Source organism: Methanogenium sp. MK-MG (genome assembly GCF_009914725.1).
Lineage (GTDB): Archaea > Halobacteriota > Methanomicrobia > Methanomicrobiales > Methanomicrobiaceae > Methanogenium.
On the sequence record NZ_JAAAWJ010000029.1, the window covers coordinates 1 to 21,128 of the forward strand.

Sequence of the window (21,128 nt, forward strand, 5' to 3'; positions counted from 1 at the left end):
GGCACACGGTTTGCAAACCTGAGCAGTTGTGCCTGTCCTTCTGCGTCCAGTTTTCCGCCGTAGCCAATAGCTGCTTCAACAATGAACGGGTGGCCGGAGAATACCTGTGACTTTCTGGTCCGTGCCTTCACAAAGTCAAGTTCAAACTCCTTTTCCAGTCCCTGCACGATCATCTCCTCCCCTATAGGGGAGAGACAAAGGGATGCGGAAGGGGGAGGGACGTCCACTTCCTGCATGGCCGCAAGCAGCGCCTTGAGGTGTGCTGAGGAGAGACCCTTTGCCTTCCGTGTGGCCTTAATGCCTGCTACCTTCTGCATCTGCTCTGCACTCTTCTGGCCCACACGTGAGAACCCGTTCACGAGGAAGTCATGCAGATTGTCTGTCGAGGTGGCAGCCATCCGTTTCAGGGTGCCAAATTCAATGCCGTAGGGGTGCGGGGCAATTGCCTGCGGCGAAACGATGATCTCGTCACTGACCCGTTCAAATGAGTGACGTTCACCGTCGATATCAGCCTGAATCCGGGCATGCGGATTTACCACTGCCGTATACTTCAGGTAATCGATAAGCCTGCGTTTGGCAGCGAGTGAGCCGGTGAATTCAAGCTCAATTCGTGTGCCGTGCGTCCGGTCCCAGTCATATTCCTTTTTTCGGATTATTTCCGGTTCATTCTTCTCTGTCCGGATCATCAGGTCAAACAGGTAAGCGGGTTTGTCTGCACCGGTGCGTGAGATGACGCGTGCGGGGACACCGGTTGTCAGCTGAGCGAAGAGGACTGCCGCTGATATCCCGATACCCTGCTGGCCTCTGCTCTGGCGTATCTGGTGAAACCGGGATCCATAAAGGAGTTTCCCGAATACATACGGGACATTGTCCGGGACAATACCCGGTCCGTTATCCTCGACTGCTATCCGGATGGTCTCTTTGGTGAGTTTTGTGATAGAAACCCAGATGTCAGGAAGTACTTCAGCCTCTTCACAGGCATCAAGAGAGTTGTCCACCGCCTCTTTGATGGTGGTGATGATGCCACGGGTTGGTGAATCAAATCCCAGCAGGTGCTTGTTTTTTTCAAAGAATTCTGCAACACTGATACTCTTCTGCTGTGATGCCAGCTTCTCGGCTATTGCCACTCCCGGCTCACCCCGTGTATTGCCTCCGCAACACCGCACTCTTTCTGGTTTCCTGTCGTCAGGTTTCTGAGGGTCACTGTGCCCCCTGCCATCTCCCGCTCACCTGCGATAACGGCATAATGTGCCTTCTTTGCCGCATGTTTCATCTGTGCACCGATGCCACGATCCAGCAGGTTAATCTCTGTCCTGAACCCGGCATCCCGGAACTGCCGTGAGAGAGAGAAGGCATATTCGCATGCTTCTTTGGTATAGAGCACTGCGACGACAATGTCCTCCGGGACTGGCACCTCACCAAGTGAGACCATCACCCGGTCAAACCCGATTCCAAATCCGCATGATCCGACGTCATCGCCGCCGAAGAGATGAGCGAGGCGGTAGGCACCGCCGCCAATGATCTGGTTTTCCGCCCCGAGGTTCTCTGCAAACCCTTCAAAGACCATGCCGGTGTAGTAATCCAGTCCGCGGACGATGCCATAGTTCTGGCGGAACACGGTACCTTCGTTCTCCAGCACATTGATCATTGACTCAATCCGTTCCTGTTCGGGGATGGGGCCGGTGATTGCAAAGACATCATCTGTCGTGTCAGCCTCAAGCAGCCCTTTCAGGGAGGACTCAAGATCTTCCAGATGCCATGAATCGAGGGTTTCTTCCAGGCCTTCGATGTTCTTTTTATCAAGAAGGGCCATGATAGTTCTCTTTCGGTCTTCGGGTACATCCCGGAGGATGGCCCGCATCGGGGAGAGATGGCCGACATGGAGATCATAGTTGACACCTGCTGCACGCAGGATATCATCTGCGAGGAGAATTGCCTCGGCATCCCCTTCCGCCGTGTCGGCACCGATGAGCTCTGCACCAAACTGCCAGAACTGACGGTATCTGCCTTTCTGGGGGCGTTCATAGCGGTAACAGTCGGAGAGGTAACACCAGCGGAGTGGTTTTGCAAGCATCTTCGCTTCATTCACATACATCCGCAGGACTGCTGCGGTGCCTTCGGGACGCAGTGCAAGTGCCCGTCCGCCTTTGTCTTCAAAGGTGTACATCTCATTGATGATGCCTTCACCTGAACGGATGGTGTAGAGCTCCTGTGTCTCAAACGTGGGTGTGCAGACTTCACGATACCCCCACCGCCGTGCTGCCTCGCGCATCTTTATCTCGGTATTCCGGCGGAATTCCATCTCGTCGGGAAGAAAGTCCCGTGTGCCTCGTGGTCGCTGTATCATGTATTTTTATCTCCTTCTTTTGGAACGGCAACTTTGGATATCTGTACCGGCACTGTTCCCAGTAACCGGTCTGTTTTGGTGGTATCAGGACCAAAGAGTTTTTTCCGCTCCACTCTTCCCTGCAGGTATAATGCGATGAGGACAATACCCATTCCAAGAAATTCTGCCTGTTGGTATGCAAAATAGATTCCCATTGAAGCAAGTGCAGTGAAGAGCACCCCCATATACGCAGCCTTCCTGTACGTCTGGTCACCGGTTCGGTAAAAAATCCGTGCATCACGCAGCCAGAGGAATGCCACCCCGATGACTCCGAAGATGGTTACATAGAGTAGGTATGTTGATGCCATGCAATACGTAGTTATTTCTCGTATACCAATATGATAATTATCAGCCATGAATCCGCTTCCGACACTCAGGGATATTCTGAACGCCTATAAATCAGGGGATATTTCTCTCAGTCATGCTGAAGAGGAGATCCAGGGCTTCCAGATCGAAGCGCTTGGAGAGATTGCACGGATTGACACTGGTCGTACGGTGCGGTGCGGAATGCCTGAGGTTGTGCTGGGGGAAGGAAAAGACCGCAACCACCTGATAGAGATCATTCTTACGCTGGTCAGGAGAACCGGGAGATGTATTGCAACCAGGGTGCCGGAGGATGTCAGTGATGAAATCAGGGGGGTTGCGGCAGAAGAGGAATTTTCCTGTGAATACCATCCTGTCGCACGGGCACTGGTGGTGTCCCGCCTTCCTGCACCGTCTTTGCACGGGGGTATCGTCGGCATTGTCACTGCAGGCACGTCTGATATCAGGGTGGCAGAGGAGGCCCGAATAATCGCAGAGGAGATGGGATGCCGGGTAATTACGGCATTTGATGTGGGTGCGGCAGGCATCCACCGCCTCTTTCCGGCACTCAGGCAGATGCAGGGCGCTGATGTCTATATTGTTGCCGCAGGGAGAGAAGGGACACTGCCTGCCGTGGTTGCAGGGCTTGTCAGCCGTCCGGTGATAGGCGTACCGGTGTCCACCGGATATGGATATATGGGGCAGGGAGAAGCTGCGCTTGGCAGTATGCTGCAGTCATGTTCGGTGATTGCTGTAGTCAATATTGATGCCGGGTTTACCGCGGGCGCATTTGCCGCACAGATTGCACGGGGTGCACAGAATGGAGAAGATTAGGGGTTTTTACATTGGCCGCTTTCAGCCGTACCACTATGGTCACGAGTCTGTCATAAAGCACATCGCTGAAGAGGTGGATGAGATTGTGATCGGCATCGGCAGTGCCCAGCTGAGTCATTCTTCTGATAATCCGTTTACCGCTGGTGAACGGGTGCTGATGGTCACCCATGCGCTGGAGGAGTCTGTCTCTCTGCCGTTCTATGTCATTCCGATAGAGGATATTCAGCGAAACGCGCTATGGGTCTCACACGCACGGTCTATATCCCCTCCCTTTAATGAAGTATATTCTTCAAATCCGCTGGTTGTCCGCCTCTTTTGTGAAGCAGGTACTGATGTCATCTCCCCGGAGATGTATAAACGGGATAATTACAGTGGAACAGAGATCCGCAGGCGTATGCTTGCAGGGGAAGACTGGCGGTCCCTCGTTCCACAGGTCGTAGCTGATGTCATTGATGAAATAGATGGTGTCAGGCGTCTGCATGATGTGTCGGGGAGTGACTAAAACTGCATGAATGTGCACTGTGGGAAGAGAGAAACTAAAGTGAATTTTAGAGGAGATTTAGATGGGTTTTTTTGACAAATTACTGGGGCGCAGTGCAGAACCGGAAGAGACTGAACTCGCATTTCCGGATATTCCTGCGTGGATATCAGAAAAAGAACGTGCCATACATGAAGAGGCAGACAGCGCGGTCCGGGAATCACGCCCCCGTGTATGTGCCGCACTTCAGGAGATGCAGGGGATGGTTGATGCACTGAAAGGTGCAAAACCCGAGGAGAATGTAGTGCTCCATCCCAAACTGCTCCGTGTGGTTGAACAGGGTGTGCCACGCTATGCAGCGGCGATGGAGAAGACGCTCTCTCTTTCTGTCTCTGAAGTGCCCGGAGAATATTATGATGGCTGTGTCGAACTCATCTCACAGATTGCAAAGAATACCAGAGGGCCGGGCCGCTATATCGTAAATGTGTTCCCCGGACAGATGAAGGAGATACGAATACAGACCGATGTTATCGGACGTGAAGTCAACGCCATCTCCGGTGTTCTTGCAAAATCACGTGAACAGTCTGGTTGGGTCGATGAGGCGACCGAGACGCATGCCCTTCTCCTTGCAAAGAAGAGTCAGCTTGTTGAGATACAGCTTCAGGCTGCTCATCTGGCGGAAAAAAACGACACCATGGCTGCGGAACTTTCTGCCCTGAAACACGATCTTCAGATATATATGGGAGGACCGGAAGCGATGGAATATGATGCACTCATGGCACGTCAGGCAGTCTATGGAGGAGAACTCCGTGAGGCAGATGCTGACTATAAACAGATACTCTCCCGTTCTGCAAATGTCTTCAGAAAGGCGGTCCATATTTGTGAACAATCCGGGGACACGGAGACACATGCACTGTTAAAGGCGGTCCGAAGCGGACTTGAATCCCCTTCTTCTGTTGAACGGGCCAGGGGACTTGCTGTCTATCCGTCCCTCTTCCCACGGCTTGCCCGGATGATCCGTGAGAATGATACCCTTATAAAAAACAAGGATGAAATGGCTCTCTTTTCTGAACAGGATGCCTTTATTGTTCCTCTGACCGATGCCATTGCACGGGCAGAGGAATTGAATACAGAGAGCGCCCGGGTGGCAGATGACCTGAGCAGTCTTTCGTTTGTCGGAAAAAAAGCAGAACTGGAAGAAAAAATACATCTGTTGACGGAACAGATCCCTGCCAATGCAGCACAGATCAACGATATTCAGGACATCACAGATGACATCCGTGCTTCAGTCCCTGAGCAGGCAGAACACCTCAGGCTGAACCTTGAACATCTGGCAGGCGAGGGTGTCCATGTCACCCTTATTCAGATACCTGATTTTTCCTGACTGCCGGGATAATTCCGGTGGCATGACTCAACCGGTGGCAGGGACATGAAATCCATTGATCTGACGAACGGCCCGATTACCCGTTCTCTTCTCACCATAGCAGCACCCCTTGTTGCCGGCAATATCCTCCAGGCTCTGGTGGAGGTTGCCGACCTCTTTTTTGTCGGACGGATCAGCCCGGCGGCAATCGGTGGTGTGGGCCTTTCCGTCTCAGTTATTTTTGTTCTGATGACACTGATCATCGGGCTTTCCGGGGGGACGACTGCTTTTGTCTCCCGCTATTATGGAGAAGGGAATTATCCGTATGCCGGTCGGGTTCTGATTCAGGCGTTAATCCTTGGACTCATCTTTTCAGCGGTGATCTCTGTTGTGGGAGTGCTCTTTGCAGCAGATCTGCTGGAGATCTTCGGGGCGCCGGAGGAGGTTGTAACCGAGGGTGCCGCATATCTCAGGGTGCTCTCCCTCGGGATTGTGACACTCGTTGAATTCTGGATTATCTCAACCTTCTTCCAGAGTATTGGTGATACAAAAACACCGCTTATCATTATTCTGGTCATCAATCTGCTCAACATCATCCTCGACCCTGTCCTCATATTCGGTATAGGGATTGTACCGGCGATGGGGGTCTCGGGTGCTGCGACGGCAACAGTCATCACCCGGGCTGTGGGACTTGGTATCGGAGTCGTGCTGTTGTACCGCCTAAATACACAGATGGAGTTTACCCGGCAGGCAGAGTCTGATATCTGCCTGATGCGCCGAATCCTGAGGGTGGCTGTCCCGAATATGGTCCAGTCGGGAGTGCGGAGTGTGGCGTATCTCATCATGTACATCATCATCGCGTCATATGGAACCCTTGCCCTCTCAGCCTTTGGTATTGTCAGCCGCATAGAGATGCTTGCCCTGATGCCGGGGTTTGGCATCGCAACCGCAGCGGCGGTGATGGTCGGGCAGAATCTTGGTGCAGGACACCCGGACAGGTCAGAAGAGTCTGTATGGAAAGCGCTGACATTATATGGCAGTTTTATGGCAGTGATCACGGTTTTGATCCTGACGTTTGGTGCAGGCCTCACTGAATTCTTTGATCCGAGCGGTATGTCGAATCCATACGCAGTCTCATATTTTCTTGTCGTATCACCGTTTTATGTGCTGATTGCTGTTGCGATTGTCCTCTCGTTTGCCCTGAACGGCGCAGGCGATACGAAAAAACCGATGTATGCAACTCTTCTCTCCTATGTTCTGGTCCAGGTGCCGCTTGCGCTTATTATCCCGGATCTCACAGGAACAGGCATTGTGGGGGTGTGGTATGCAATGGCGATTGGTATTCTTGTTCAGACCGTTGCACTCTACCTGATGTTTCGGTCCGGAAAATGGAGAAATATTAAGATTTAGGATTTTTCTGCGTCAGAGGGTGCCAAAACTGATGTCGCCGATATCATCTGCAAGCCCGGCCACTTCTTGTGCCCCGAATGCCGTCATGACGGATGTGATGTCGATGTCGATTGCTGCCTCGCACATATAATCGATGATATCAATGGAGAGTTCGCGTTTCTGCTTGGATTTTTTTATTTGATCCACAAGGAATGTGATCCTCTCAGGCGGTTCCATCCTGAGTTTTGCCGTACTGACAACACACATGAATATTCGTGTCATGTTCCGGTCAGGACCGGTGACAGTCTCGAAGAAATTTCTGATCACCTGAGCCTGATAGATCTCTCCGCCCATAGTAAACAGAATCTTTTAGCTGATGGTTTATATCTGTTGTGGAAAAAAGAAGTTTTTCTATTTGGTTGAGACTATTTTGATGACGTCGCCTGTGTGCAATTCGTGGGTTTCTTTGATTCTCATCTTTGTCTTCGCGTCAACTGCATACAGGAATCCGTCCCCTATATCGGAGTGTACCTGGTATGCAAGGTCATGGGGTGTTGAGCCGCGTTTCATGAGGAATGCATCAGGCAGTACTCTGCCCTTCCCGTCACAGTATTTGTTCTCATCTTCCACCGGGTAGACGACGATCATATCCAGGAGATCAAAGACTGATCCATTGATTGCCTGCTGAACGCCTGTTCCACCAAATGTGTCCATCATATTCTGAATTGCCATCAGGCCTCTCTTCTGGGCATCGCTGAGGTTTAAGTCCGGTGCGATGGTGAAGGTGGGGTCTCCGGGCAGGTATGTGATGAATTTACCTTCTGCTGCCTTTCGCAGTGCCAGTTCACTTGCTGCAGAGGCAAATGATATGCCGGTCTCTTTCAGCTGGCTGCGCATATCTTCTGATGCGAGATCAGCCTTGTTTGCAACGACTACCATCGGTTTGCTCAGGGGAACAAGGATGGAACAGAATTTGATCAGTTCATCAGTGCTGCAGGTTTTCAGATCAATGTCTGCATTGCGTTCGGCATCGCGGACATGTTCATAGGTTATTTTGAGGCCTGCCAGTGCTTCAGCGATGGCGTCAAGGATGTCAAAGTTCCGCTGCTGGGTTGAACGCTGCAATTTTGCCCAGTTACGTTCGAGAATTCCGTAGACCCACATTGACATCTCGTATTCAATGAATCCGATATCCTCGTGCGGGTCGTGGGAACCCGCATCAACTGGGTTTCCTTCACTGTCTGTTCCGCCGCTGCCGTCAATGATATGAATGATCGCATCCGCGTCCTTCAGGTGATCCAGAAACTGATTTCCCAATCCCTTGCCCTCGTGTGCATCAGGCACGAGTCCCGCAACGTCAATCATTCCCACCGGGATGAACCGGACACCGTTTGTGCAGTGGCCGCACTGTATGCCCAGTTCCTGGCACGCGCAGGGGATACGCAGGTAGGCAACGCCAGTATTTGCGTCAATCGTTGTAAACGGATAATTTGCAATCTCGACAGGTGCGAGTGTAGATGCGGTAAAAAACGTTGATTTCCCACAGTTTGGTTTTCCTGCAATAGCAATAGTCAGCATTATTGATCTCCTTTTGTCTTCAATATTGATTCATATCTCAGGCAGTTATGGTGCCTTTGTATATGGTATCTGATTGTCGTACCAGAGTATAAATGATCAGATGCAAAAAACGTTATCATGAGTTTTTCTGAAAAATCGGTATTTTACTTTGACCAGCCGGGAAAAGAAAATTCACACGACGCTGCAAAGATTGCAGTGAAACGTGCACAGGATCTTGGAATATCCACTATAGTTGTTGCAAGCACCACCGGGGAAACGGCGAAGATATTTGCTGATGCAATGGAAAATACGGGGATTCACCTCGTTGTGGTGACCTATCTGGTCGGGTTCCGGGAACCGGGAGTCTGGGAATTTGACGAGGCATATCTGCCGTATTTCAAAGAACGGGGTGCAGACGTAATCATGGGGACGCATGTCCTGTCAGGTCTTGAACGCGCACTTTCAGCCAATCCAAAGATTGGTGGCGGCTCACGGACCGATGCAGTGGCCGAGACCCTCCGGCGGACGATTGCAATAGGTCTGAAGGTGGCTGTGGAGTGCACGCTCATTGCTGCAGATCAGGGTAAAGTCCCGGCAGGTGAAGAAGTGATTGCCGTGGGTGGCACGGCACAGGGCGCTGATACGGTCTGTGTGATACTCCCCGCAAATACAGCCCGGTTCTTTGATCTGCAGGTTCGTGAGATTGTAGCCATGCCAAGGAACCGCTGAGACACCATGGTATTCCAATCATTCAGGGAAGCATTCAGGTGTATCGTACGATATCCCCTGATTCTTCTGTCAGGAATCTGGGCTGGATGTGCTGTTGCAGCTGCTGAATACTGTATTTTCAATGGTCTTGTTTTCTATGGAGAGATCATTGGGTTCTTTGGAGTCATCGCCTTCCCGTTCTTTATAGGGGCATCCTATGAAATGATACGCAGGGATGACCGGTCACTCTCTGCTTTTTGTGCGGGTGGTCTTTCCCGGTATTTTGCGGTTCTGCTTCCGGGAGCATTTGTGACATTCGTTGGTGCCATTGCAGCATTTATTCTCACCGTTATCCTTGCAGCAGTTGGCGGAGGGCAGGATGGGGTTCTGATGATTATGGGTGTATTCTGGATTTTCATCCCAATATTGTTCTTCTTTTTTTTCTATGATACTGCCGCGGTTCTGGAAGAAAAAAAGGTTTTTGCATCACTGCAGTGGAGCATGGTATTTGTCCGCTCCCGCCCCTTTGAGGTCATGGCGTTTTATTGCGCCTGTTTTGTCCTTCTCATTGTGTTGTTTGTAGCCAGTGCCTTCATAGGCTCCATTTTCCTTGCAGGTTCTATGGTCTTTGATCCGTCTCTGGACGTAAATGCACTTCTGAATATGACCGTGGAAGAGCAGCAGGCTCTCATTGGAGAGGAAGGGATGTCTCTTATCATTGTTCTGTATGCAGTGGTAACAGGTATTTTTACTGCCATTCTTCTGCCTTTCAAAGCGGCCTTTTACCGGCGGCATGTAGCATCTGTTTCTGAAAAGACGGAGGAAGCGAAAAAGGAAGAGGGGGTCTATGATGAGAAGGGACGCTGGTACAAATATTAGTGCTTCCCCTTTTTTTGACCTCCTGTGTTGGAGAATTTGGGGGTGAAATGAACATTTTTTCTGGCGGAAAAATACGATTGTAATGCATTTTATTTGCTAAAAATATGGATTATTGCGGACTATTGAGCGGTCGCTATTGGCAGATATTTTGGGAGGACGTATCGGTTGTCTCGGCTGAGAACTGCCCACTCCGGGCTTCTGTGTGGACACGTTTTTCCGGGGCAAAGGTCCGCAGGATGTGCCATTTAATCGTTATTTGGCTGTTGATGGTAGAAATTCACTCAAAATAACGAGAATTGTACTCCGCAGCTACGGGAAAAAGCAAACAGCACATCCTGTGCCCATCACCCATAAGAATAATCTGAATTCCGTGGCTGAGAAACGGACGGGGGTGTAACCAATAAGGCAGCAAAGAATGAGCGGAATTGTCGGTTTTTCTGGTTCTGATTTTTAAAACGAGATGAGTAGATAATACACTGCCATCGCAAAGATACCGGAGAGCAGAGTGGCGAGGAAGTTCGTTCCGGCATTTCCGATGAGGTTTTTATTTTCATATAGTGCACCGATGAGACTGTCGATGTTTGTGCCGAAGAATCCGGCAAGTATGGTGACAGCGACGAGTGTCAGGTCTGCAACGTTCAGCACATATGCAAACGCGGCAATGATGACAGCTCCCGCAATGGCTGCGAGTTCTCCCACTATTGTGACACCCCCGTTGGTTCCCCGTGGCACCTCTCTGAACGTGGTGATGAGGCGGGGTGTCTTTCCCACGACTCCAACTTCACTTGCGAGGGTGTCTGATGTGGCACAGGCGACGCTTCCCAGAAAGAGTGCAATAAATATGGGGTTTTGGGTGATCCCATACAGGATCGCTCCGCAGAGTGAGACCATGCCGTTTGCGAAGACATTGAAGTATCCACGCACCCCTCCGTGTGATTCTGCCACACCAAGTTCTGTCTTCTTTTCAAACCGGTATTTTGTGGTGCCTGCACCGAGAATGAAGAAGGCAAGCATAATCAGAAACCAGCGCACATCGGTGAAGACAATGAGGAGTATGCCCATCAGTGCTCCTGAAAAGAGACCTGAGAGGTCTGCTGCCTTCAGTTTGTACGAGAAGAATGCAAACACGAATCCGATGATGACGGCAGTGATGAGGATGGTTGTCTCGACATGATAGTTAATGTCAAAGAAGAGAAGCATTGTCATCGCAACACCGAGTGTCTCAATGAAGATGCCATCCTGCCGGTCGCGCAGAATAGAGTGGAGCATCAGAGCAACGATTACCCCGGTGACCGCCACAAAAGGGACAGTGTAGCCGGAATACATCATCACCAGGGATGCACTGATAAAGGCGACGACAGTAAACGGGATGTATCCTTTTGTACCCCTTCCCGTGATACGGTAGGCGGTTTCACCCATGATGACGATGGCAAATGTGGTGGAGAACACCACCAGCGGTATTAGTTCAAGGCCATAGAGCGCCGCTATCGTTGCGATGGACAGAGAGGTGTAGCGGGATTTTTTAATGAGAAAGAGCAGTGCACAGATGAGCACAACAAAGAGTGAGAGGAGCCAGGGGGGAGATATATGCGGGGCAATGATAATGCATATCAGCGCAAGGGCTGATGCTGCCCACATCCCTGTTTCCCGTTCCATTAAGTTTATTTTTGTGATTCATGGTTAATGGGTTTATGCCTGAAGTATGCTGATTTCCTGAAAAATCCCGGTTTCTTTGAACCTGACAATGCAGCAGGATACCTTATGAATGCCATATGTGCGATTACTATTAAGAGAAAAAACAACCAATATTCTCAAAATGTCTCCATCAACGGAAATACCAAAGACGTATGATCCCAATTCTGTGGAAGAGCGCTGGCTGCAGGAATGGAAGGATGAGGACAATTATTTTGATCCCATCTCAACGAAACCACAGTTTATTATCGACACACCTCCTCCCTATCCGACAGGGAACTTCCACATTGGAAACGGATTTAACTGGTGTTATATCGATTTTATCGCACGTTATAAGCGGATGCGCGGCTTCAATGTTATGTTCCCCCAGGGGTGGGACTGCCATGGTCTTCCCACCGAAGTGAAGGTGGAAGAGATCCATGGCATCACCAAAAATGACGTATCTCGTGATACGTTCAGGCAGATGTGCCGTGATTTAACGATTCAGAATATTGAGAAGATGCGCGCGACGATGCGGCGGTGTGGATTCTCAACTGACTGGAGCAATGAATACATCACAATGATGCCGGAATACTACCGGAAGACACAGATCTCATTTATCCGGATGCTTAAGGCAGGCGATATATACCAGAGTGAGCATCCGGTCAATTTCTGTACCCGTTGTGAGACAGCCATTGCATTTGCAGAAGTGGCCTATGAGGACCGCACCACCTTTCTGAACTTCTTTGAGTTCGATGGTGTTGAGATTGCCACCTCCCGGCCCGAACTTCTCGCAGCCTGCGTGGCCGTTGCCGTTCATCCGGATGACGAACGGTACGCAGGGACAAAAGGAAAGTCCCTGACGGTGCCGCTCTTTGGCCACAATGTACCGGTTATAACCGATGTGGCAGTTGACCCGGAGTTTGGCAGCGGTGCGGTGATGATCTGTACATTCGGTGACAAGCAGGATGTCTACTGGTGGAAACAGCATAACCTTGACCTGAGAAAGGCAATTGACTCCTCCGGCAGGATGACTGCCATTGCAGCCCCCTATGACGGCCTGACCTCAATGGAGTGCCGTGAGAGAATCCTTGCTGATATGAAGGCACAGGATATTCTTAACCGGCAGGAAAAACTGGATCAGCGTGTTGGTACATGCTGGCGCTGCAAGACTCCGATTGAGATTCTCAGTGAACGCCAGTGGTTTGTGAAGATTCATAGTGAAGGCATCATCAAAGCGGCAAAGGAGATCATGTGGACACCTGACCACATGTATTCCCGTCTGGAAAACTGGGCATCACAGATGGAATGGGACTGGTGCATATCACGCCAGCGTGTCTTTGCCACCCCGATTCCGGTCTGGTTCTGTGACGGCTGTGGGGAGAGGATTCTCCCGGACGAGGCAGACCTGCCGATTGACCCGACCGCAGGGTCACCGAAGCATGCCTGCCCGGTCTGCGCCGGGACATCGTTTACCGGAGAAACAGACGTACTTGACACCTGGATGGACTCCTCTATCTCTGTCTTAAATGTAACCGGCTGGGACGGCGGAGATATCCCCGAACGCTTCCCTGCACAAATTCGCCCGCAGGGCCATGACATCATCCGGACATGGGCGTTCTATACCATTCTGCGATCCCTTGCCCTGACCGGATCCAAACCATGGGAAGAGATTCTTGTGAACGGTATGGTGCTCGGCGAAGACGGCTTTAAGATGAGCAAGAGCCGTGACAATATCATTCCCCCGGAGGATATCCTCAAGGATTACGGAGCAGATGCATTCCGCCAGTGGAGTGCCATCGGTGCGGCAACGGGATCAGATATTGTCTTCGCCTGGAATGATGTGGTTGCCGCGTCACGGTTCCAGACCAAACTCTGGAATATCGCACGCTTTGTTTTGATGCAGGCGGGGGACGCAGGCTCCCTTACCTCAGATTCGGTGACCGTTCTTGCTGACCGGTGGCTGATGTGCCGTCTTTCTGCAACAGTGGCAGAGGTGACTGTGGCAATGGATGCCTATCAGTTTGACCGTGCCATCCGTGCCATCCGCGAGTTTTCCCGTGATGTCTTTGCGGACAATTATATTGAGCTGGTGAAAGGCAGGCTCTACGAAGATGAAGGGCCTGCACGTGACAGTGCCCTCTATACCCTGAGGGCCGCACTTGCCACCATCTGCAGGATGTTTGCACCGATTACGCCGTTCTTCTCGGAGGAGTGTTATTCATATCTTGATGCCGGAAGTGTGCATGCCGCAGGATGGCCTGACCTCTCGTTTGCCGACGCGGATGCATACCGTAACGGCGCCCTGCTTGCTGAAGTGGTATCTGAGGTGCGCAGATTCAAGCATGATAATAAAATGGCACTCAACGCTCCCCTTGGCTCTGTCTTCGTGTATGCGGATAAGGAGATTGATGATGCCGGTGATGCATCCCGCGCCCTGAATGCCGCAGTGACCTGGACCACGGAAAAACCGCAGCTTGAGCGTGTTGTCTCCGATGTGAAATTTTCAATGGGAGTAATCGGACCTGCACTGAGAAACAAAGCCCGCGGGTTTATGGATGCGGTGCGGGCACTCTCTGAAGAGGAACTCTGTTGTGGTGTGTCCAGTGTAACTGTTGACGGAGAAGAGGTGGCAGTCCCGGAGGGTGCCTATGAACCGGTGTATTCGTTCCGTGTTGCAGGAGAAGAGGTGGATGTGCTGACCCTGAATGATGGGGTCATTGTCACCGTTTCACGAACTGCCTGATACTATCGGCAACAAAAGTTCCTATTTTTTCTTTTTCAAGCATCGCGTCGACAATGACAAACCGTTCCGGGTCACGTTCTGCAAGCATTAAGTAATTCTTCTGGACACGGGAGAGGATGTCTGCTTTTTCAAAGTGTTCGGTGTCATCGCGGTCGTCAGAGAGTCGCGCCATTGCCTGATCTACTGGTATGGTCAGAAGGTAGGTGCGGTCAGGGACAATGGTCCACCCGTGGTGGACTGCTTCCAGCCAGCCCAGCGCATCCGGCAGGATGGAATCCAACGTAACAGACTGGTATGCATAGCGTGAATCACTGTAGCGGTCAGATATAACCACTTTTCCTGCAGAAAGTGCCGGGCGAATAACGTCACGAATATGCGCGGCATGGTCGGCCGTGAAGAGCAGTGCCTCTGCAACAGGGTCAATCTCTTCTGCGATACCTCTCCTGACCTGTTCTCCAATCCATGTAGATCCCGGTTCACGGGTGATGACAGGATTCATATCGTTCAGAGTATTACTGAGATTTCTGATTAAGGTTGATTTGCCGGTTCCGTCTATTCCCTCGATTGTAATCAGCATGGTGTATCCTTCCTGCCTGTATCGGCACTATGTATTGTGGTAGTGCAGTCCGCGTGCCCCATTCCTGTACCTGGTAAAAACCGGGGAGAACAAGGCCCGTACCTGTCTGCCCGTATATGATCATACGTAATCACTATTATGGGGGGTACCCAAAAATAAGTATGGAACTATTAGTCAGCCCCAGCAGTGTTGAGGAGGCACGCAGCGCCCTCGCTGCTGATATCATCGATGTGAAGAAACCGTCGGAAGGTTCACTCGGTGCCAATTTTCCATGGGTTATTCATGCAATAAAAGAGCTGTCAGACAAACCTGTCAGTGCTGCAATCGGGGATTATGCTTTTCTTCCGGGCGGGGCCTCGCAGGCTGCGTACGGTGCAGCATCCGCCGGTGCAGATTATGTCAAGGTCGGTCTGAAATTTGACGGCGCTGATCGTGCCGCAGAACTGATTGAGGCTGTTGCAAAGGCTGTACACTGGCAGTATCCGGAAAAGACTGTTGTTATTGCTGCGTATGCGGATTATGAACGGATGGGTACAATTTCTCCGCTGGAGATGGCCCCCCTTGTGGCAGAGAATGGTGCAGACATTGCCATGATCGACACAGGTATTAAGGACGGTAAGAGCCTCTTTGATTTCATGGACGAATCCGTTCTCGGTGAATTTACGGATATTAACCGCAGTCTGAAGCAGAAGACTGCTCTTGCAGGTTCCCTGAAGGTTGAGGATTTGGAACCCCTGTGACGTATTAATCCTGAGATAATCGGAGTCCGTGGCATGGTCTGTGGTGGGGATCGCAGCAGCGTTATCAGGGAAGATCTTGTTGAAAAGGCCATGTCTTTTTTGAAGTGATCAGCATGTACGCCGAAAAAATGAATATTCCACTGGCCCTGACCTTTGATGATGTTCTGCTGGTTCCTGCTGAGTCATATGTTGAACCCTCAGAGGCTGATACCCGTTCACGGCTGACCCGGAACATCGCACTCAATAGCCCCATCATATCGGCAGCGATGGATACTGTCACTGAAGCACGGATGGCGATTGCACTTGCCCGGGAGGGTAGTATTGGTATCATCCACCGCAATATGAGTGCAGAGCGTGAAGCAGAAGAGATACGGCTTGTAAAGCAGGCAGAAGATATCATTGAGCGTGAAGTTCTCACCGTTCAGTCTGACTCCACGGTCAGTGAGGTGGACCGGATGATGCGCTTCCATGACATCGGCGGTGTGCCGGTGATGGACGACAATGTGATCATCGGCATTGTCAGCCGCAGGGATCTGCGCGGGATCGTCGGAAAGCGTGGTGATGAAAATGTCCGCAATGTCATGACGCATGAACCCATCACCGCAGTAGATGGTATCGGCCTGGAGGAGGCCCTTGAGAAGATGTACACCAATAAGGTGGAGCGCCTGCCGGTCACGAACGAAGACGGCAGTCTTATGGGCATCATCACCATGCAGGACCTTCTGGAACGCCATCAGAATCCGAATGCTCTGCGTGACCAGGACGGCAATCTCTGTGTTGCTGCAGCAGTGGGTCCGTTTGATTTTGAACGTGCAGTCATGCTCGCTGAGGCAGGTGCTGATGCACTTGCAGTTGACTGTGCCCACGCTCATAATATGAATGTTGTGTCAGCTGTCCGTGATATTGTGGGGAGTGTCTCTGCAGATGTCATCGCCGGTAATATTGCGACCAAAGAGGCTGCAAAGGAATTAGGTGCAGATGTTGATGGAGTTAAGGTCGGAATCGGCCCGGGATCAATCTGTACAACCCGTGTTGTCGCAGGTGTTGGGGTGCCCCAGATTTCTGCTATTGCGAATGTTGCAGAAGTGATGCAGGAATACGATGTGCCTGTCATTGCAGACGGTGGTATCCGCTACAGTGGTGACATTGCAAAGGCAATTGCTGCAGGCGCAGATTCTGTAATGGTGGGAAGTCTCCTTGCAGGAACGGATGAAGCCCCGGGTCGCCTTATTGCAATGAAAGGACGACGCTACAAACAGTATCGAGGCATGGGCTCCCTTGGTGTGATGAGCGGCGGCCAGTCAAGTGACCGCTACTTCCAGAAGAAGGATATCGGAAAGAATAAATTTGTTCCAGAGGGTGTGGAAGGGGCAACCCCCTATGTCGGTAATGTATCTGACGTACTCTATCAGCTCATCGGCGGCCTGAAATCTGCGATGGGATATACTGGTTCTAAGACTATTATGGACCTTAAGAAGAACGGACGATTTGTTCGGATAACGTCAGCCGGATATGCCGAAAGCCATCCGCATAATATCCTCATTACGGATGAGGCACCAAACTACCGTGTGATGGATTAACCGAAATTTATTTATATTAATTTCATTTATTTTTGGTAAATATGATCCGTGATGATGGGGATTCTGGTCTTCTCGATATTCTTGGTAACCGCAACAGGCGGCGTATCATTGTACTTCTGCGGGAGAAACCATGTTATGTGACTGAGATAGCTGAGCGGCTGGCTCTGAACCCCAAGGCAGTGGTTGACCATCTCCAGTATATGGAGCGCGCAGAGTTCCTTTCTTCACGCACAGATACGCGGAGGCGGAAATATTACTGCCTTGTCCGCGACATCAAGATCGAGATAATGGTGGCAGAACCAGCAGGCATGGTGCAACAGCAGATTTCCTCATCTCATGACCTGTTTTTGCAATCAGTGCTGAATCTTCGTTCTCTTCTGGATGCCCGCAACCGGCACATTGAGACACTGGAGTATCTGGAGAGTGACCTTGATGCAGCTATGGATGATCTTGTGTCTACGAGCAAAGAAATATTAGCTGGGGAAACAGAAATCAATCTTATAACCGCACTATGTAACAGTGATCTGTCTGTTCCTGAAATTCACAGAATAACAGATGTCCCGGTTCTCCGGATAGAGGGTGCACTTGCATGCCTTGAGGGGAAGGGGATTGTAACGCGTCATGGACAAAAATATTCGGTGCGTGAAATAAATGGCAAATGAACCAAACGACGACGTCTTTAGAAATCTTGCAAAAGCAATGGAAGAGATGATCCGCAACCTGCCCGGGGATGAACCCCCCCGGTTCATCGGCTGTACGATCATATCGGGTTCAGGTGATGACGGGCGTATCTTCCACATGGATGATTTCGAAGATGACTTTGATTATGACCTCGTTGAAGATTCCGGATTTTTTTACATCACTCTGGAATTATCTGGTGAAGAATCCTCTGCACCCCGTGTGGAATTCCTTGATCAGGAAGTTCGGGTGATCATAGATGGTCGAAACTTTGATGTGCCACTCTCTGCTCCCATTAATCCGGGAGAAAGCAAATTTGGCATAAAAAACGGTGTATTGGATATTATCTGTTCGAAACTGAATTGATGGACGTATAATCAATTTTTTTAGTCTCTTTCGGGTTCGTCCGGTCCATTATAGGGGATAATATAGTTCTGAAGTTTTTTTTCGGGAACTGTTTTTTCGGGAATGGGCAGGGATGGTTTGCATGCCTGTACTCGGTTTTTGAGAGCATTGTTTCTGTCAGGGATTGTTTTGGGTGGGTTGTTGTCTCCTTCGCCCGGGTTAACCCAGATGGTGCGCTGGGGGAATGGAATCTCCATTCCATCCTCTTCAAGTGCATTCTTGATTTTCCAGAGCATGGTTGTTCTGACATCCCACCATACCTCTGAGGGTGCCCATATGCGTGTCTTGATTATGACCCCGTCTGCTGCCAGTTCGTCCACATATACTGAGGGGCCCGGGTTCTTCAGGCAGAATGGTTCTTCTTCAATGAGTGTTTCGATGATCTCTATCGCACGGGCTGCGTCGTCCTGGTAACGGATTTCTACTGAGTATTCAAATCGGCGGGCGGTATTTGCCACGTAATTAGTGATCGTAGTGGTGAATATCTTCTCATTGGGTATCCGGACATAGATGCCATCAAAGGTTTTTCCAATGGTGGAAAATATTCTGATATCCTCAACGATGATATGGGTATCTTCTATGAGCACATTTTCTCCGATTTTAAGCGGTTGCTCAAAGATAAGGAAGATACCTGAGATCAGATTTGCGACGACGCTCTGTGCTGCAAACCCGATGATGATACCAACAATCCCTCCTGCGACGAGGATGCCTGAGAGGTCTACCTGGAGGTATGGGAGAGCTGTTAAAAATCCGATGGAAAATATCAGCCAGTATGCGGCCTTGGTGATGAGGTTCAAGTCATTTTTCCGGACACGGTCTTTGAGAAACCGGCTGAGGTTGAGGGAGACGATTTTGGCGATGATGATTGCAAGAACGAGGATAATGAAGAACCAGAGGATGTCACCTGTGGTGGTTGTACCATAGACCGGGGCTGCGAATACGGATGATTCAAAAATTATGGTGGTGTTAATGATGTCACTCATCGGTCAGTACCCCCATTCCATGAGATATGTGCGGCTTATTGATGGGATATTTAGGGTGTGATATACTTCTATTGCTTTCTGGAAATCCGATGTGGCCGGGTTGCGGATAAACTCAGTTTCAGCACTGGTTGGTGTGAGTATTTTCATGCGTGCGAGCATTGATACATATGGGCCGAAATAGATCCTCATGCTATATCCGTCAAGGACTGTTCTGCTGATATTTGCCCATTCCAGTGTTTTATTCTGGATCTCCAGGCGGAGCACGCCGGTGCAGTAACGATTGGATTTAGGTGGGGCTGAGTAGATGTCAGTTGTATAATATTTGGTGATCACCCCTCCTCCTGATGGTCCGTATAGTGAGTATTTCTGGGGACAGAAAGAGAATATATCTACTGCTTCCATTTTTTTGTTGCCAAAGACGATGACACCGATTTCTATTGGAAACAGCAGATATATGATCTTAATTCCTTCAGGTTCTATGAGAACGGGAGTGAATTCAATTTCCAGGTAATGGGTGACCTGTTTTGGAAGATTTACCGGTTCAATGGGATTGACAGCAACAACGGCACTGCCGGTTGTCAGGAGCGTTTTCTGTACGGCCTCCTCTCCTGCCATTTGCCGGGTATAACGGAAAAAGTCCCTGTCTTCTGTTATAGAGAGTTTGATGGTATCATCCGAGTATTCAAAGGGAATTTCATATCTCCCGTACATAGAGTAACTGATTTTAAACGGAATAATAACCTTTCTGTGAATTCCGACCAGAATCTCATAATTTTAGGTGGAACAAGGGGTTATATGGTATCATAGTAAAAACAGTAGAGCGACTGACTGATGCATAATATCATTGGCTTTAAAGAGCGCAGATATATTGAAGAACTCCGTATTCTTACCAAATCGATTGCAATTGACTGTATCGTAGATGATGGATTTGAACGGATCATCTATGTGGTAAAAAAAGGTGATATGGGTCTTGCAATTGGTAAAAATGGGGACAATATACGCCGGATGCAGAGAGTTCTCGGAAAGCGTATTGAGATGGTCGAGGAGGGTGGATCTTTTGATGAATTTGTCCGAAATATTCTCCGGCCGATTGATGTGCTGAAGACGGAAGATGATCCGGATACTGAAAGAACCCGGATCGTGATCAAAAAGAAGGGCGACCTCGGTATTGCAATAGGCAGGGGCGGTTGTAATGCGGAAAAAGTGCGTCTGCTTTGCCGTCGTATGTATAATGCTGAGGTTGCAGATATTGTAGCAGAAGGTAAATAATATGGATGCCGGTGTAATTGCTGAAGTGTGGGATACGATTAATCAGAGGATGGAGGAGCGCCCGGAAGGATCGTACGTTGTTTCCATTCTGACTCATCGAAAGGGAATAGACAAGGCCCTTGAAAAGGTGGGGGAGGAAGCGACAGAATTTATTCTTGCGGCAAAAAATGGTTCATCTGAACGGACTGTTGAGGAGGCTGCCGACCTGTTGTTCCATATCATGCTGGCTTTGCGTGCTTCTGGTGAGGACTTGGGTGATGTGCTAGAGGAGCTTTCCCGGCGACGCAATTGATCTCCCTGTATTTACACATATTTTTTGTCCCGGTTCTGATCTCTGTTTCATTTGTTGTGATCCGGTTTGCGCGTTCCTGCTGATTTTGCATAATATTGCATGTATCCTGGGGTGGCGGCATGAATTCTGTGTGAAAATGGGGGCCTTATCCGGAAAAAATACGGAATATTTATAATGTGTGGGATACAATCTAGTTAGGTCGATTGTCTGGGACAAACGGGGGCACAACTGCCTTTGTTTGCACCGCAGACAACAATACAGGGAAAAATGATCCCTGCTTCCCTCCGTCG

Annotated in this window: 21 protein-coding genes and 1 pseudogene; 13 read left to right on the forward strand and 9 right to left on the reverse strand. The window is 50.0% G+C overall.

Going from position 1 to position 21,128, the window contains the following annotated elements; translation table 11 throughout:
* The 3 genes from MKMG_RS06025 to MKMG_RS06035 form a co-directional block, all read right to left on the reverse strand.
* Window positions 1-1,127, reverse strand: a 1,127-nt coding sequence (locus MKMG_RS06025) for a DNA topoisomerase VI subunit B (protein WP_165076586.1), incomplete at its 3' end; no start/stop codon positions are given.
* Window positions 1,118-2,347: a histidine--tRNA ligase gene (gene hisS / locus MKMG_RS06030; protein ID WP_165076588.1), complete on the reverse strand. Its 1,230-nt coding sequence runs from the start codon at window positions 2,345-2,347 to the stop codon at window positions 1,118-1,120. The genes hisS and MKMG_RS06025, both read right to left, overlap by 10 nt.
* Entirely contained in the window at window positions 2,344-2,694 is a 351-nt protein-coding gene (locus MKMG_RS06035; protein ID WP_165076590.1) for an ABC transporter permease, read from the reverse strand. The genes hisS and MKMG_RS06035 overlap by 4 nt, the downstream gene beginning before the upstream one ends.
* Window positions 2,695-2,740: 46 nt before the next feature.
* Between MKMG_RS06035 and larB the strand changes: the two genes are divergently transcribed.
* The 4 genes from larB (at window position 2,741) to MKMG_RS06055 (ending at window position 6,774) form a co-directional block, all read left to right on the forward strand.
* Window positions 2,741-3,523, forward strand: a complete 783-nt coding sequence (gene larB / locus MKMG_RS06040; RefSeq protein ID WP_165076591.1) for a nickel pincer cofactor biosynthesis protein LarB — start codon at window positions 2,741-2,743, stop codon at window positions 3,521-3,523.
* On the forward strand, window positions 3,510-4,025 hold the full coding sequence (locus tag MKMG_RS06045; protein WP_165076592.1) for a nicotinamide-nucleotide adenylyltransferase: 516 nt from the start codon (window positions 3,510-3,512) through the stop codon (window positions 4,023-4,025). The genes larB and MKMG_RS06045 overlap by 14 nt, the downstream gene beginning before the upstream one ends.
* Window positions 4,026-4,086: 61 nt before the next feature.
* Window positions 4,087-5,385: a hypothetical protein gene (locus MKMG_RS06050; protein WP_165076594.1), complete on the forward strand. Its 1,299-nt coding sequence runs from the start codon at window positions 4,087-4,089 to the stop codon at window positions 5,383-5,385.
* Between the two features lie 45 nt (window positions 5,386-5,430).
* A complete protein-coding gene (locus MKMG_RS06055; RefSeq protein ID WP_165076595.1) occupies window positions 5,431-6,774 on the forward strand; it encodes an MATE family efflux transporter in 1,344 nt (447 codons plus the stop codon).
* Window positions 6,775-6,786: 12 nt separating this feature from the next.
* Here the strand turns inward: MKMG_RS06055 and MKMG_RS06060 are convergent, their stop codons facing one another.
* Window positions 6,787-7,107 carry a hypothetical protein gene (locus MKMG_RS06060; RefSeq protein ID WP_165076596.1) on the reverse strand — a complete coding sequence of 107 codons (321 nt, stop codon included), beginning with the start codon at window positions 7,105-7,107 and terminating at the stop codon, window positions 6,787-6,789.
* 57 nt (window positions 7,108-7,164) lie between these two features.
* A complete protein-coding gene (locus MKMG_RS06065) occupies window positions 7,165-8,331 on the reverse strand; it encodes a redox-regulated ATPase YchF (protein WP_165076598.1) in 1,167 nt (388 codons plus the stop codon).
* 117 nt (window positions 8,332-8,448) lie between these two features.
* On the opposite strand from MKMG_RS06065, the gene MKMG_RS06070 reads away from it, so the two are divergent.
* The gene (locus tag MKMG_RS06070) at window positions 8,449-9,039 is read left to right on the forward strand and encodes a pyruvate kinase alpha/beta domain-containing protein (protein ID WP_165076599.1); all 591 of its coding nucleotides are present in this window, start codon (window positions 8,449-8,451) and stop codon (window positions 9,037-9,039) included.
* A gap of 6 nt (window positions 9,040-9,045) precedes the next feature.
* Window positions 9,046-9,897 carry a hypothetical protein gene (locus MKMG_RS06075; RefSeq protein WP_165076600.1) on the forward strand — a complete coding sequence of 284 codons (852 nt, stop codon included), beginning with the start codon at window positions 9,046-9,048 and terminating at the stop codon, window positions 9,895-9,897.
* A 450-nt stretch (window positions 9,898-10,347) separates the two neighbouring features.
* Here MKMG_RS06075 and MKMG_RS06080 read toward each other — a convergent pair whose 3' ends face one another.
* Window positions 10,348-11,553: a TIGR00297 family protein gene (locus tag MKMG_RS06080; protein ID WP_165076601.1), complete on the reverse strand. Its 1,206-nt coding sequence runs from the start codon at window positions 11,551-11,553 to the stop codon at window positions 10,348-10,350.
* A gap of 160 nt (window positions 11,554-11,713) precedes the next feature.
* On the opposite strand from MKMG_RS06080, the gene MKMG_RS06085 reads away from it, so the two are divergent.
* The gene (locus MKMG_RS06085; protein ID WP_165076602.1) at window positions 11,714-14,314 is read left to right on the forward strand and encodes a valine--tRNA ligase; all 2,601 of its coding nucleotides are present in this window, start codon (window positions 11,714-11,716) and stop codon (window positions 14,312-14,314) included.
* On the opposite strand, the gene tmk is transcribed toward MKMG_RS06085, so the two are convergent.
* Entirely contained in the window at window positions 14,292-14,891 is a 600-nt protein-coding gene (gene tmk, locus MKMG_RS06090) for a dTMP kinase (RefSeq protein ID WP_165076603.1), read from the reverse strand. The two genes, MKMG_RS06085 and tmk, sit on opposite strands and share 23 nt — an antisense overlap.
* A gap of 161 nt (window positions 14,892-15,052) precedes the next feature.
* Between tmk and MKMG_RS06095 the strand changes: the two are divergent.
* From MKMG_RS06095 to MKMG_RS06110, 4 genes and pseudogenes are all read left to right on the forward strand, one after another.
* A pseudogene (locus tag MKMG_RS06095) lies at window positions 15,053-15,739 on the forward strand ((5-formylfuran-3-yl)methyl phosphate synthase).
* A gap of 5 nt (window positions 15,740-15,744) precedes the next feature.
* Window positions 15,745-17,211 (forward strand): IMP dehydrogenase, encoded by a 1,467-nt coding sequence (guaB, locus tag MKMG_RS06100; RefSeq protein WP_165076604.1) that lies wholly within the window; start codon window positions 15,745-15,747, stop codon window positions 17,209-17,211.
* A 41-nt stretch (window positions 17,212-17,252) separates the two neighbouring features.
* Window positions 17,253-17,873, forward strand: coding sequence for an ArsR family transcriptional regulator (locus tag MKMG_RS06105; RefSeq protein WP_165076605.1), 621 nt, complete (start codon window positions 17,253-17,255; stop codon window positions 17,871-17,873).
* Window positions 17,863-18,255, forward strand: a complete 393-nt coding sequence (locus MKMG_RS06110) for a CS domain-containing protein (protein ID WP_165076607.1) — start codon at window positions 17,863-17,865, stop codon at window positions 18,253-18,255. Before MKMG_RS06105 ends, MKMG_RS06110 begins: the two co-directional genes overlap by 11 nt.
* A gap of 20 nt (window positions 18,256-18,275) precedes the next feature.
* Here MKMG_RS06110 and MKMG_RS06115 read toward each other — a convergent pair whose 3' ends face one another.
* Both MKMG_RS06115 and MKMG_RS06120 read right to left on the reverse strand, forming a co-directional pair.
* Entirely contained in the window at window positions 18,276-19,277 is a 1,002-nt protein-coding gene (locus MKMG_RS06115; protein ID WP_165076609.1) for a mechanosensitive ion channel family protein, read from the reverse strand.
* Window positions 19,278-19,280: 3 nt separating this feature from the next.
* Window positions 19,281-19,988 carry a DUF432 domain-containing protein gene (locus MKMG_RS06120; RefSeq protein ID WP_165076612.1) on the reverse strand — a complete coding sequence of 236 codons (708 nt, stop codon included), beginning with the start codon at window positions 19,986-19,988 and terminating at the stop codon, window positions 19,281-19,283.
* Between the two features lie 120 nt (window positions 19,989-20,108).
* Between MKMG_RS06120 and MKMG_RS06125 the strand changes: the two genes are divergently transcribed.
* Together MKMG_RS06125 and hisE are read left to right on the forward strand one after the other, a co-directional pair.
* Window positions 20,109-20,546, forward strand: coding sequence for a NusA-like transcription termination signal-binding factor (locus tag MKMG_RS06125; RefSeq protein WP_165076614.1), 438 nt, complete (start codon window positions 20,109-20,111; stop codon window positions 20,544-20,546).
* Between the two features lies 1 nt (window position 20,547).
* Window positions 20,548-20,838 (forward strand): phosphoribosyl-ATP diphosphatase, encoded by a 291-nt coding sequence (hisE, locus tag MKMG_RS06130; protein ID WP_165076616.1) that lies wholly within the window; start codon window positions 20,548-20,550, stop codon window positions 20,836-20,838.
* Window positions 20,839-21,128 lie beyond the last annotated feature (290 nt).